The sequence below is a fragment of the Halopseudomonas pertucinogena genome (assembly GCF_014646575.1).
Classification (GTDB): Bacteria; Pseudomonadota; Gammaproteobacteria; order Pseudomonadales; family Pseudomonadaceae; genus Halopseudomonas; species Halopseudomonas pertucinogena.
In genome coordinates, this window is record NZ_BMNN01000007.1 from 48,308 (window position 1) to 61,402 (window position 13,095).

A 13,095-nucleotide genomic window follows, 5' to 3' on the forward strand; every position below is an offset into this window, starting at 1 on the left:
GACGGGGCCGCAGAGCTTAGGGGAAACGGCGGCCCTTGACCATCGAAAGCTGTTCCTCAGTGCTGGGATTCCATGGCGCTGAATTCGCGCTGGATCTCCTGGTCATGGCGCGGCCTGGTCAGCAGCGACACCACCACCGCAACCACCACGCAGGCGAAGAAGCCGGGCACGATCTCGTACATCAGCGCCTTGAGGGCCGGCACGTTACCCCAGATGCCCACCACCACCGAGCCGGCGATCATGCCGGCCAGCGCGCCCATGGCGCTGAGTCGGCGCCAGAACAGCGACAGCAGGATGATCGGGCCGAAGGCGGCGCCGAAACCGGCCCAGGCGAAGGCGACCAGCCCCAGGATGTTGGAACGCGGATCGACCGCCAGCAGGGCGGCCACCACCGCCACGGCCAGCACGCCCACCCGGCCCATGCGCACCTGCTGTGTTACGGAGAGATCCTTGCCGAAGATCTTGTACAGGTCCTCGACCAGCGCGGATGAGCAGACGATCAGCTGCGACGACACGGTGGACATGATCGCTGCCAGCACCGCAGCCAGTACCAGACCGGCGACCAGCGGGTGGAACAGGATCTGCGACAGCAGCAGGAACACGGTTTCGGGGTTGTCCAGGGTGCGCCCGGTGCTGTGGAAGTAGCCGACGCCGATCAGCCCGGTAAACACCGCACCGGCCGACACCAGGATCATCCAGCCGATGCCGATGCGGCGCCCGGCCTTGGCATCTGCGGAAGAGCGCAGAGCCATGAAGCGCACGATGATATGCGGCTGGCCGAAATAGCCGAGCCCCCAGGATGCAGCGGAAATGATGGCCAGCAGGCTGCCACCGAACAGCAGCGAGGTGCGGCGCAGCTCGTCGTCCGGGTTGGCCAGGTTGTGGGCCGCGTCAGCGGCATTGATCGCAGCGATGGTGTCACCGGGACCGCCCATGCCGATGACAATCATCACGGGCACGATGACCAGCGCCGCCAGCATCAGCAGACCCTGCACCACATCGGTCAGCGAAGCGCCCAGAAAGCCGCCGAACAGGGTATAGGTCAGGGTGACGCCGGCCACCAGCAGCATGCCGAACAGGTAATGCGTGCCGAAGGAAGCCTCGAAAAACACCCCGCCGGCCACCATGCCGGAAGAGACATAGAAAGTGAAGAACACCAGGATGATGATCCCGGAGGTGATGCGCAGCAGTCGGGACTCGTCCTTGAAGCGGTTCTCCATGAAGCTGGGCAGGGTGATCGAGTTGTTGGATACCTCTGTGTACGAGCGCAGCCGCGGCGCAACGAAGCGCCAGTTGAGATAGGCGCCGATGGTCAGGCCGATGGCGATCCAGGCCTCCACCAGTCCGGCTGAGTAGATAGCGCCGGGCAGCCCCATGAGCAGCCAGCCGGACATGTCCGAGGCACCGGCAGACAACGCAGCTACGCTCGGTGGAAGCTTGCGGCCGGCGAGCATGTAGTCGTCGAGGTCGGTGGTCTGGAAGTAGGCGTAATAACCGATGCCAAGCATGGTGAGGAAATACACGGCGATGGCGATCAGCTGATAGGTCTGGTCCGTCACGGGAATATCCTCCTCTGCGGCTTGGCCAGGCAGGCGTTATTGGTGTCGTCCAGCATTGAACAGCTCCTTGCAGATAGAGGCGAAGCCGATCACGGCAGAACTGCCGCTCAGTCATCGCCCTGCGCCAGCAGGCTGGCATTGCCGCCTATGGCTGCGGTATTGATGGTACGGGTTCGTTCGGTGACGAAGCGCAGCAGGTAATGCGGCCCGCCTGCCTTGGGACCGGTACCGGACAGCCCCATGCCACCAAAAGGCTGCACGCCCACGACGGCGCCAATCATATTGCGATTGATATACACATTGCCCACGCGAATGCGCTTCTCGATGGCCGCAGCGTGGCTTTCATTGCGGCTCTGGATGCCGAAGGTGAGCCCGTAGCCACAGCGGTTGATGCTGTCGAGCACCTCCTCCAGCTCCTCGGCCTGGTAGCGGACGATGTGCACCACCGGGCCGAAGTGCTCGGCGGTCAGCTCGTTCATGCTTTCCAGGCGCAGCGCTACCGGCGCCACGAATTCCCCCTTCGCCAGCCATTCGTCCGGCACTCCGCTGACCGCCAGCATGCGGCCCTGGGCTCGGTGGAGATCGATATGCCCCTGCAGCCGTTCCCGGGCCCGCGCATCGATCACCGGCCCGACGTCGGTTGCCGGGTCGCGCGGATCGCCTATCTGCAGCTCCTGCATCGCGCCGATGAGCAATGTTTCCACCCTGTCGGCTATGTCTTCCTGGAGGAACAGCACGCGCAGCGCCGAGCAGCGTTGGCCGGCACTGGCAAAACCTGACTCCAGCACATCCGACACCACCTGCTCGGGCAGTGCAGTGGAGTCGACCAGCATGGCGTTCTGGCCGCCGGTTTCGGCTACCAGACTGGCCAGCGGGCCACCCCTGCGCTGGGCCAGGCCCAGGTTGATCTGCTGCGCGGTGGCGGTCGAGCCGGTGAATACCACACCCACCACCCGCGGGTCGGCCGTCAGTAGGGGGCCGAGTTCGCTCCCCGGGCCGGGCAGCAGTTGCAGCACATCCCGCGGGACCCCCGCCTCGTGGGCCAGCTCGACGCAGCGGCAGGCGATCAGCGAGGTCTGTTCGGCAGGCTTGGCCAGTACCGGATTACCAGCCACCACCGCTGCGGTAATCTGGCCGAGGAAGATGGCCACCGGAAAATTCCACGGGCTGATGGCAGCGAATACGCCCTTGCCGGTGAGGTAGTACTCGTTGGATTCACCCGTGGGACCGGGCAGCAAGGTCGGTTCGCCCATCTTCTGCTCGGCCTTCATCGCGTAATAGCGACAGAAGTCCACCGCTTCGCGGATTTCAGCCACCCCGTCGCGCAGCTGCTTGCCGGCCTCCCGGGCGCAGAGCGCCATGAGTTCGGCAAAGTGCTGCTCCAGCAGGTCGGCCAGGCGCCGCAGGCAGGCGGCCCGTTCGGCCACCGCGACCGCGTTCCAGCGGGGAAACGCCATTGCCGCCGCGTCCAGCGCCTGGGCTACCTGCTCCGGGCTGGCCGAACGGACCTCGCCCACCTGCTGGCCACGGTCGAACGGGCTCACCACCGCATGGGAAGGGCCGGCGTCGGCGGTCACCGTGTCGGCGAGCAGCGGCGCGCCCTGCCAGCGGTGCCTGTTCCAGGGCTCCAGGGCCTGGAGCAGGGGCTCGAGCTGGCTGTTGATGTTCAGGTTCAGGCCGCGCGAATTCGGGCGCTGGGGGCCGTAGATATCCTGCGGCAGGGGGATGCTGGTGTTGCGGTACTGGATCTTGCCGGCAAGCGCTTCCAGCGGATGCTGGCACAGCTGGGCCACCGGCACGTCCTCATCCACCAGCTGGTGCACGAAGGACGAGTTGGCACCGTTCTCCAGCAGCCGTCGCACCAGATAGGGGAGCAGATCCTTGTGCGCGCCCACCGGGGCGTAGATGCGGCAGTAACTGCCGGCGGGCGCCAGTTGCAGCGCCTCGTTGTACAGAGCCTCGCCCATGCCGTGCAGGCGCTGGAACTCGATGGGGCGGTCGCCGGCCATGTCCAGCAGGCTGACGACGGTATGGGCATTGTGGGTGGCGAACTGGGGCAGCAGGCGGCCGCGGGCGCTGTCGGACAGCAGGTAGCGGGCACAGGCCAGATAGGAGATGTCGGTATTGGCCTTGCGGGTGAACACGGGGTAGCCGGCCAGCCCCTCGATCTGGGCCAGCTTGATTTCGGTATCCCAGTAGGCCCCCTTGACCAGGCGCACCGGAATGGTGTCGCCCTGTTCGTCAGCCAGCCGGGTCAGCCAGTGCAGCACCGGCAGCGACCGTTTGGAATAGGCCTGTACCACCATGCCCAGCTTGCCCCAGCCCCGGGCATGCTGGCGATAGACCTGCTCCAGCAGTTCCAGCGAGATCTCCAGCCGGTCCGCCTCTTCCGCATCCAGGGTAATGGCCACGTCCAGTTCACGGGCTCGATCCACCAGCTGGCCGAGGCTGGCACCCAGCTCTTTCAGTACCCGCGTGCGCTGGCTGCGCTCATAGCGCGGGTGCAGGGCGGAGAGCTTGACGGAGATGGATGGCGGTGGAGCGCTCGCCTTCGCCGTGGAACGAGCCTCGCCGACCCGCTCGATGGCGTCCAGATAGGCAGCCAGGTAGCGGCGGGCGTCCTCGGCGGTGCGGGCGGCCTCGCCGAGCATGTCGAAGGAATAGGTATAGCCCTGTCTGAGCATGGCTTTGCCGTTGCGCAATGCCTCGGGCAGCGTGCGGCCCAGCACGAACTGGTAGCCCATCAGTTTCATTGCATGGGACATCACCTGGCGTACCACCGGTTCGCCCAGTCGGCTGACCAGCCGATTGAACACGGGCAGCGGCTGGTTGTCCCGCGGGTCCATCTTCACCAGCCCGCCGGTGAGCATCAGTCCCCAGGTGGAGGCGTTGACCAGCAGCGAGTCGCTCTGGCCCAGGTGGCTCTTCCAGTCCGCCACCGACAGCTTGTCGCGGATCAGCGCTTCGGCAGTGCGCGAATCGGGTACCCGCAACAAGGCTTCGGCCAGGCACATCAGCAGCACCCCTTCACGGGTGTCCAGACTGTATTGCTGCAGCAGCCGGTCGAGACTGTCACTGGCATCACCCTGGCGGCGGACCCGCTCGACCAGTTCGGCGGTGCGCTGTTCCAGCCGCCTCACATCCTCCGGCTGGTGGCCCAGCACCTTGATCAGCTCGGGCATCAGGCTGTTTTCATCGACCATGTAATGCAGGCTGACCTGCCGGGCCAGCTGCGTCAGATCCAGCCGTTGCAGGTCGGGATGGAGCAGCGTCTGGGCGCTGCCGTGTTGTTGAACGTTCTGGTCGAACAGCGGGTGCAGCAATGCCATGGCGTACTCCCGGCGAGAATGGCAGCAGGCCCGGAGGATGGTAAAGCAAGGTCAGCGGGGGCGGCTGCCTGAGTCAGCAGTCAATATAGTTGACAATCCGCCGGTCTGCGCCAGCTGTGGGCTAATCGATGGTGTCGAGTGTGGGTATGTCCAGGAAGCCGAGTACGGCCTCCCGGGCGCGCAACTCGGTGATGCTGCCGTCGGCGTCGTGGCTGACCACCATTGATCGGGTGACCTGCATCTGCTGCAGGCGTTCGGCAGGCAGGCCGCTGAGGCGGGCCAGCGTCTCGTCCGGCAGCCCGTCGCGGCGCTGGCGGCGCTCCACGGCAAAACGGCGCTGGTTGTAGCGTGCCCACAGCACCAGCAGCATGGCGTTGATCAGCGCAATCAGCAGATACATGCTGATGGTGCTGACGTTCAGCGCCAGAGGTCGGGCGCCGGCATCAGGCTGCGCCTGCAGGACATTGATCAGGCCCTGGCAGACCAGCCAGCCGAAGCCGATCCAGGCGAGCAGAGTGAACAGGGTGTCCAGCAGCCTGGGCAGTATCCGTCGCTCGGTGCAGATCAGTGGATGACTCATCGGGTGATCCTCCCTATGCCGCGGTCGGGACTGACCCAGCGCGCGCGTTGGTTCTGACGTTTGAGCATGACTCTGGTGAAGCCCACGATGGTGGTGAACAGGCTCAGCATCCAGTACACCACCGGGAACCAGATGACCCAGAACAGCGAGCGGCCGAGGTTTTTCTCGTAGCGCCGCTCGATCAGCAGACTCACGGCGAACTGCAGCAGACAGACGACACCGAGCAGCAGGCCGGTGAAGGCGGGCGGGATGACCTGCAGGACCGTCAGGTTGTCCGGCAGCGTCACGAACTGGCCGATCAGGTAGAGGATCAGACTGAAGCCGTAGGCGAAGGCCCAGGCTGCGGACAGGCAGAATTCGATGATCAGCGGCCACATGCGCCGGTTACGCCAGATCCAGATGTTGCGAATGTGCTTGAGGAACACCTCGGCGCCGCCCTGCGCCCAGCGCAGCCGCTGCTTCCACAGCCCGCGCAGGGTTTCCGGCATCAGGATCCAGCACAGCCCGCGGGGCTCGAAGAAGATCGCCCAGTGCTGGCGTTGCAGCTTCCAGCTGATGTCGATGTCTTCGGTGGCCATCTCGGGACTCCAGAAGCCGACCTCCGCTAGCGCCCGCTTGCGAAACGAGGCAATGACGCCGGAGACGGTGAATACCTGGCCATATACCCGCTGGGTCCGCTTGATCAGGCCGATGATCGAGGAAAACTCGCCCACCTGCACCCGGCCCACCAGGGTCGAGCGGGTACGTACCCGCGGATTGCCGGTTACCGCGCCGACCCGCGGGTTATCGAGCAGCGGCGCCACCATGTAGGCCACGGTGTCCTGCTCGAGCATGGCGTCCCCGTCGATGCAGACCAGCAGGTCGCTGCGGGCAGCCAGGGCGCCGGTGTTCAGGGCGATCGCCTTGCCCTGGTTGGCGGCAAGATGAATGACCCGCAGACGGGGATGCTCCAGGGCCAGCTGATCCAGTACCTCGCCGGTGTTGTCTGACGAGCCGTCATTTACCGCGATGACCTCGATGTTCCGGTAGCGCTGGGCCAGTGCCGCGCCGATGGTTTCGCGGACGTTCACGCCCTCGTTGAAGCAGGGCACCAGGATCGATACCAGCGGGTTGCCGATCAGCTCTGGCGGAGCGACATCCTCGCCCCAGGGCCAGTGCCGCTCGCGATGGGCCCAGAAGTACAGGCCGCCGATGATCCACAGCCCGGACATGAACAGCGGCCAGAAGAACACGAAGTTGAGTATCACATCGGCGGTGAACAGCGCGGCGGCGCCGAGCGGCAGGCCCAGCATCAGGCACAGCACCAGCAGGGCGAACAGGCGATCAGTCATGGTCGGGATACCAGTAGGAGGAGAACCCGGGGCGGATGGTCTTCAGGTCGGGATGGTTCGCGGGGAAATCATCCGGGTAGTAGCCGAAGTGGCGGGCGCCGCTGATCTGCAGCTGGTACATCCAGTCCAGCAGTTGCCGCGGGGGAATCTGCCGGTGATTGCCATCCTTGCGCCAGTCCATTGCCTGAAGCTCGAACAGCACCCGGTCCCGCGCGCCCGGATGGGCCAGCGCGGTTCTGACCAGCCGGTCCAGCCAGCGCTTGCTGTGTTGTTCCGGGATGCCTTCCATCAGCGGCATGGCCATCACCGCTGTCCAGTCGTAGGCCTGCAGGAAGTCCTCGAAGTTCTGGGCGAACCACTCCTCCGAACCGGGTTCCAGCAGCGGCATTGCATAGATGTTGCGCGCGGTGCTGATCTGCGGCCCGCGGATGGCCCGTACGGCCTCGGTCAGCTCCAGGGTGAAGTCGGTCAGGTAACGGGATTTGTAGCGGCTCCAGGCCTGCAGCTGTTCCGGCGAATCGCGGATTTCGCCGATATCCCGGGGAAAGCCGGCGGCTTCATAGGCAGCCAGGGCGTCATCGCCGGCATCCTCGAAGTCGGACAGCAGGGCATCGTCATGGAACAGGATGCCCTGGAAGGACGCTCGCTGGGCCAGATCCTGGTAGATTTCGGTGATCTGCCGGCGGGCCACCGGGCTCCAGGGTGACAGGCGGCTGTACTGCTCAGCGTCCTGGTGGATGCCATCAGCGGACCAGCGCTGCACCCGGGGTATGGACGGCGCCAGGTCGAAGGCCAGCACCGGCATCCAGGCATAGACCCGGGCATCGGCACGGGTCCTCAGCTGCCAGGAGACGAAATTGAACAGGTCGGCCCGCATGGGCAGCCAGCGGTTGGGGAAGTACAGCTCGCGCACGGTGCCGTCGCCCTCCGGGTCGGCATAGGCCTGCAGGAATACGTGGGAAATCCGCATGTCATGTACCCGCTGGATCAGCGTGTCGATATTCCGGCGCTGTTGACCGGGATCCTCGTCATAGACGTAATCCAGATCAATGTGCATGACCCGCACTGCCGGCTGTTCCTCGAACCGCGTCACCTGGCGGGCAAAGTCATCGATGTCCGGGTTGCCCGAGATCAGCAGCCGCGGAATGCTGCTCAGGTCCTCGGTGCTGGCCAGCCCCGGTTCCAGGGTAAAGGCCATTTCGTAGCCATGCTCGCGGATAACCGAAAGCGCCGTGCCGCTGGCGGCGCCATAGGGCCAGACCCAGGCGACCGGCGCCTTGCCGGTGACCTCGGTGAGCTTGTCGGTGATCCGGCGCACATCGGCGGCGATGCGCTGGTGAAAAGCCTCGGTGCTTTCGTAGGTCCCTGTGGCGGGGTCATAGAACCGACTGGCTGCCACCGGTTGGCGGCTGCCCTGGGGGTTGGCCTGCACACCGAAGTGCATGTCCCAGGTATGCGAGCCGATTTCCACCAGCGGTGAGTCCTTCAGCTCAGCCACCGCCTGCCAGTCGGCAAAGCGTTCGCGCTCGGTCGGCAACCCGCCGAAGTCCACCATCTCGTCTGCCGGGGTGTCCACCCATTTGCCTACCGGGGCCCACAGTGCGGGCCAGTCATAGGCCCTGAGCAAGGGGTAGACGCGGTTGACGAAGCTGCTGAAGCCATCATCGAAGCTCAGCAGCACGGCCTTTTCCGGCAGTTCGCGACCGCCCCTGTGGGCTTCGAGGATCTGCTGCACGCTGACCGGGTTGTACCCGTTATTACGCAGCCAGGCGATCTGTTCGTTCAGTGCGCTGGTGCGCACCGACAGATAGCGTTCGTCGGCCGCATCGTCTTCCACCTCGTGGTAGCAGAGCGCCAGAAAGTGGTTCTTCGGCCAGGGCTTTTCCGAGTTCTGCGCCGGTCGCTGCTGGGGCGGAACGAACTCCACCGGCTGGGCGGCTGCCAGTGCCGCGCCCAAGGCCAGTGCTGCTGCCAGAACCATGGATAGGTATCTTTTCATCGTGGTTCTCAGAATCGGTAGTTCAAGTCGAAGACCAGGCTCAGGTCGTGTTCCTGGTCGCCGTCATAGGGTTGCCGGCCCCAGATCAGCATGGCGCCGAGGTCGAGCACCTGGTTGGCGGCATAGCGCTGGCCGTAGCCGGCGGTGGCGCTCATGCCGCCGCCTTCGCCGCGCTGCCGGTAATACCCTGCGCCCAGCAGGAATTGCTGGCGCCAGAGGGTGTCGTAATAGCGATGCAGGACATGGTCGGCCAGCAGCGATGGGGCCAGATGGATATCCCGGCGGGGGCTGTAATAGGGACCATCCTGACTGCTGTTGGTACTTGCGCCGAGGTAAGGCTGCAGATCCAGCGTCAGATAAGGGTGGGTGTACAGCCGCTCCTTGCCGCTGATGGCGTAATTCATGCGCCGGTTGCCATCGGAAAACCGGCTGGTCGATACCCCCAGGGTGTATTCGCGCATTTCGTTCTGGTACCAGCGCAGGTAGCCCCCTGCCTGGTTGGAGGTAACGCCGCTGCGAATGGCGCGCAGCGGGGTGTCCCGTGACAGCCGCTCCAGGTCGGTGCCCACCCGCCAGTGGTCATCGAACTCATGCCAGTAGGAAAGGCGCACACCGGTCCTGTTGCCGCCCCGGGCGTTGTGGTTCGACAGCTCGAGTTCTGCCCAGTGGTCGCGGCGGCTGTATTCGACGCCCAGTGCCTGGATGCGCTGGCTGCCGTCGCCCTCCTCGAAGCGGCCGCGGCCATAATCGAAACCGATGAAGGGACGGTAATGCTCATGCTGCCGCGGGCCGTACAGCGCGGTGTGCAGATGCAGGTCATGGGAGCCGGTCTGCGGGTTGCCGGAGGAAATGCCCTTGCGTCCGGCCAGCCGCAGCTCGTTCATGTTCTCCACTTGATGGGCGCGCCTGAGCTGCCGGGTGGCCGGCTCGTCCGGGCTGCGCCGGCTGACATCCTCCACCAGCAGATCGAATTGCTGCCATTCGTGCAGCCGCTGGGCTACCCAGGCCTGTTCACGTTCCAGCGGCAGGCTGGTGGGTTGCTGCGCCTCGGCTATCTTCAGCTCGCGTTCGGCTGCACGGGGCAGGTCCCGTGCCAGCAGGGTTTCCGCGTGGTTGATCCGCAGCCCCATGTTGCCGGGGCCGTTGGCGCTCAGCTGCTGGTTATGGGCCTGGGCAAGATCCAGGCGGTTGATTTTCTGCAGGTAATGTCCGTACAGCACCTGGCCGGTCAGCCAGCGGTCATTGGGCTGCGGCGTGGGCGAGCCATGCAGATACCGATGGTAGGGCGCGTCGGCCTGGATCTCCTGCGCCAGCGCGCCGGCGGTCTGGATGCGCTCGCTTTCCAGTGCGGCAAAGAACAGTTCCTGGGCATCCTCAGGTTCCAGTTGCGAGGCGGGCGTTGCCGTGAGGAGCTCTTCCAGCAGCAGATAGGCCTGCTCGGCCTGGCGGTTGGACAGGTAGGCACTGGCTGCCCAGCGGCGGGCGTAGCGGGGCAGCTTCTGGCCATCTCTGGTCAATTGCTCGTACTCGCTGATCACCTCTTCGTGGCGATGGCGGGCGAGCAGGGCACCCAGCCGATCGATACGTGCCTGCAGCACTGCCTCTTCAGCTTCCGCCATGCCCTGCCATCGCTGCAGAAGCTCTGCGTAGCGGGCAAGGGCGCGGTCGGCAATCCGGTAGCGTTGTTCCTCGCTGCGGCTATCGGTGTGGGCCATGCGCACCAGCTCGGCAGCCTGGTCCAGTTCGAGACGGCGCCGCGTGGCCGGCTCCAGCGCCAGGCGGGACCCGATTTCCAGTGCCGGTGCCGATACTCGTGCGGCTGCCAGCGTATCCACCAGCATCAGTTCGGTATCCCGGGGTGGCGTACGCTGCGCCTCCCACAGCCGGGTCGCGGCAAACAGCTGATCCCATTCATTGCCATGCCCGCGCAGCACATAGGCGCGCACCTGACGGCTGAGAAGGTTGTCATGCTCGCGCACGAACAGCTCGGCCTGCTCCCGGGCAAGGGCATGGTTGCCGGCGTCCGCAAGGCTCATGATCCAGCCTGCGCGGGCATCCTGCAGGGCGGGGTTGCGCTGCAGGATCGCTTCCCACAGCAGCAGCGCGTTCTGCCATTGCTGCAGGTTGCGGTAGGACCGGGCCACCGCCAGCAGGCCGCGCTCAGGAAGCCTGTTGCGCGCGTCGGCGGGCAATTCTTCCCAGACCGTAATCACCTGAGGGTCATCCTCCGCCCAGTTGGCTACCTGCAGCCAGTCGGCCTGTCTGGCCGGGTCGAGCCTGTCCCGGTTATTGGCCAGCCAATCCAGCAACGGTGCGGAATCTCCCGCGCGGGCCCGCAGCACCAGGCTGTCGTACTCCGCCTGGGAAGCGCCGGCCGTGCCAGCAAGCAATGTGATGGCCAGCAACACGCCGGCCGAGCGCAAGGTGTGGCCGCAGGCTCTGAAAGGATAATCTCTGAAGGTCATGATCGCCTGTGTCTCGCCTGTCTGCGAAAGCGCACCGTTACTGGGTTTGCGGCTGATTGACAGGCCCCACAGGGCGGCGGGGTGAATGCCTCCTTGCAGTGACCCGGTAATCCATTCGTGATGTCAGCGTTCCGGTATCACCGGAAAGCCCGCTTCGTCAAAAATCAGACGAGCAGGGCTGAAAGTGTTGTGTTATTGACGCGCCATGTTAAACAGCAAATCTGCAGACTGCAATGCCGGGCGATTGGCCGGTGATCGGAAAACAGAACGCGTCAGGCCACGTCTACCAGCACGATTTCGCTGTCCTCACCGGCGCTCACCCGCAGTAGACGCTCGTCACGGATGGCCAGACCGTCACCGGCGTTGGCTGTCACTCCGTTGACTTCGATACGCCCCCGCGCGGGCACCATGTAGACCCTGCGGCCGGATGCCATGAAATATTCGGTGGCCTGGCCCCGGTTCAGGGTGGCGGCTGCGACTCGTGCGTCGGCGTGGATCCGCAGCGCTTCGTCCTCATCGCCGTCGATGCCACTGGCCAGGGTCACAAAGGCACCGGCGCGGTCCCCCCGGGGAAACTGACGGGTGCCCCAGGACGGCGGCAGCCCCTTCTGGTCCGGCATTATCCAGATCTGGAACAGGCGGGTTTCCTGGTCTTCCAGATTGTATTCGCCGTGGGTGATACCTGTGCCCGCGCTCATTACCTGCACATCACCGGCTACGGTGCGACCCTGGTTGCCCAGATTGTCGACATGGGTGATTGCACCGCTGCGAACGTAGGTGATGATTTCCATATCCCGGTGCGGATGGGGCGGAAACCCCGACTGCGCCGCGATGATGTCGTCATTCCACACCCGCAGGCGGCCCCAGTGCATTCTGGCCGGATCGTAGTATTCGGCGAACGAGAAGTGATGGCGGGTTTCAAGCCAGCCGTGATGGGCGCCACCCAGCTGCTCGTATGGGCGTAATTCGATCATGGATGTCTTCCTCTGTGCCGACCCCCGCTGCGGGGATCCCATACCCGTATGATCCATCAGTTCAGAGCGCGCTAAAAGCGCATAAATCCCGACAAAATGATCAGTTTAATTGATGGATGGTGGCGCGCAGGAAGATCCGCGCGGGTGAACTATTCTCAGTGTTCAACTTCAGGACAAACCCTGGTGGGGCCAGCTGCCAGCCCAGCCAGGCACCCACCAGATCTGCTCAACAGAGGAGCCCAGCTGATGACCAAGCTACTTGTGCTCTACCATTCGATGTACGGCCATATCGAAACCATGGCGCAGAAGGTGGCCGAAGGGGCCGCCAGCGTGTCCGGGGTGGATGTGACCATCAAGCGCGTGCCGGAAACCATGCCGGCGGAGGCGTTCGCCAAGGCTGGCGGCAAGACGGATCAGGCCGCTGAAGTCGCCGCGCCGGCAGAACTGGCCGACTACGACGCGATCATCATCGGCACGCCGACCCGCTTCGGCAACATGTCCGGACAGATGCGCAACTTCCTTGACCAGACCGGCGGCCTGTGGGCCAAGGGCGCCCTGGCCGGCAAGGTCGCCAGCGTCTTCACCTCCACCGGCACGGGCGGCGGGGAGGAGATGACCATCACCTCCACCTGGACGACGCTGGCCCACCATGGCATGGTCATCGTGCCCATTGGCTATACCAACCCGGCCCTGTTCGACATTTCGGAGGTCCGCGGGGGTACGCCGTATGGCGCATCCACTATCGCGGGAGGGGACGGCTCCCGTCAGCCAAGCGCCAGCGAACTGGATATTGCCCGCCATCAGGGTGAAATGGTCGCCAGGCTGGCAGTCAAGCTCAAGGCCTGACCTGTCCGGGGC

General features: G+C 64.9%; 8 protein-coding genes. 1 reads left to right on the forward strand and 7 read right to left on the reverse strand.

Annotated features, from left to right (window positions below; translation table 11 throughout):
• Nucleotides 1-56: 56 nt before the first annotated feature.
• The 7 genes from putP to IEW63_RS13165 all read right to left on the reverse strand — a co-directional run bounded on the left by putP (nt 57) and on the right by IEW63_RS13165 (nt 12,237).
• Nucleotides 57-1,559, reverse strand: coding sequence for a sodium/proline symporter PutP (gene putP / locus IEW63_RS13135; RefSeq protein WP_188637092.1), 1,503 nt, complete (start codon nt 1,557-1,559; stop codon nt 57-59).
• A 107-nt stretch (nt 1,560-1,666) separates the two neighbouring features.
• A complete protein-coding gene (putA, locus tag IEW63_RS13140; protein WP_188637093.1) occupies nt 1,667-4,888 on the reverse strand; it encodes a bifunctional proline dehydrogenase/L-glutamate gamma-semialdehyde dehydrogenase PutA in 3,222 nt (1,073 codons plus the stop codon).
• A 121-nt stretch (nt 4,889-5,009) separates the two neighbouring features.
• A complete protein-coding gene (gene pgaD, locus IEW63_RS13145; protein WP_188637094.1) occupies nt 5,010-5,468 on the reverse strand; it encodes a poly-beta-1,6-N-acetyl-D-glucosamine biosynthesis protein PgaD in 459 nt (152 codons plus the stop codon).
• Complete coding sequence (gene pgaC / locus IEW63_RS13150; RefSeq protein ID WP_188637095.1) at nt 5,465-6,799, reverse strand: poly-beta-1,6-N-acetyl-D-glucosamine synthase; 1,335 nt, start codon at nt 6,797-6,799, stop codon at nt 5,465-5,467. Before pgaC ends, pgaD begins: the two co-directional genes overlap by 4 nt.
• Nucleotides 6,792-8,798 carry a poly-beta-1,6-N-acetyl-D-glucosamine N-deacetylase PgaB gene (gene pgaB / locus IEW63_RS13155; RefSeq protein ID WP_188637096.1) on the reverse strand — a complete coding sequence of 669 codons (2,007 nt, stop codon included), beginning with the start codon at nt 8,796-8,798 and terminating at the stop codon, nt 6,792-6,794. The genes pgaC and pgaB overlap by 8 nt, the downstream gene beginning before the upstream one ends.
• An 8-nt stretch (nt 8,799-8,806) precedes the next feature.
• Nucleotides 8,807-11,263, reverse strand: coding sequence for a poly-beta-1,6 N-acetyl-D-glucosamine export porin PgaA (gene pgaA, locus IEW63_RS13160; RefSeq protein WP_188637097.1), 2,457 nt, complete (start codon nt 11,261-11,263; stop codon nt 8,807-8,809).
• Between the two features lie 272 nt (nt 11,264-11,535).
• A complete protein-coding gene (locus IEW63_RS13165; protein WP_188637098.1) occupies nt 11,536-12,237 on the reverse strand; it encodes a pirin family protein in 702 nt (233 codons plus the stop codon).
• 246 nt (nt 12,238-12,483) lie between these two features.
• Here IEW63_RS13165 and wrbA point away from each other — a divergent pair, with 246 nt between their 5' ends.
• On the forward strand, nt 12,484-13,083 hold the full coding sequence (wrbA, locus tag IEW63_RS13170) for an NAD(P)H:quinone oxidoreductase (RefSeq protein WP_188637099.1): 600 nt from the start codon (nt 12,484-12,486) through the stop codon (nt 13,081-13,083).
• Nucleotides 13,084-13,095 lie beyond the last annotated feature (12 nt).

Excerpts from the sequence above, each read along its gene's own strand:
- putA (WP_188637093.1), bottom strand. The coding sequence starts at position 4,888 with ATGGCATTGCTGCACCCGCTGTTCGACCAGAACGTTCAACAACACGGC.
- pgaD (WP_188637094.1), bottom strand. The coding sequence starts at position 5,468 with ATGAGTCATCCACTGATCTGCACCGAGCGACGGATACTGCCCAGGCTG.
- pgaC (WP_188637095.1), bottom strand. The coding sequence starts at position 6,799 with ATGACTGATCGCCTGTTCGCCCTGCTGGTGCTGTGCCTGATGCTGGGC.
- pgaB (WP_188637096.1), bottom strand. The coding sequence starts at position 8,798 with ATGAAAAGATACCTATCCATGGTTCTGGCAGCAGCACTGGCCTTGGGC.
- pgaA (WP_188637097.1), bottom strand. The coding sequence starts at position 11,263 with ATGACCTTCAGAGATTATCCTTTCAGAGCCTGCGGCCACACCTTGCGC.
- IEW63_RS13165 (WP_188637098.1), bottom strand. The coding sequence starts at position 12,237 with ATGATCGAATTACGCCCATACGAGCAGCTGGGTGGCGCCCATCACGGC.
- wrbA (WP_188637099.1), top strand. The coding sequence starts at position 12,484 with ATGACCAAGCTACTTGTGCTCTACCATTCGATGTACGGCCATATCGAA.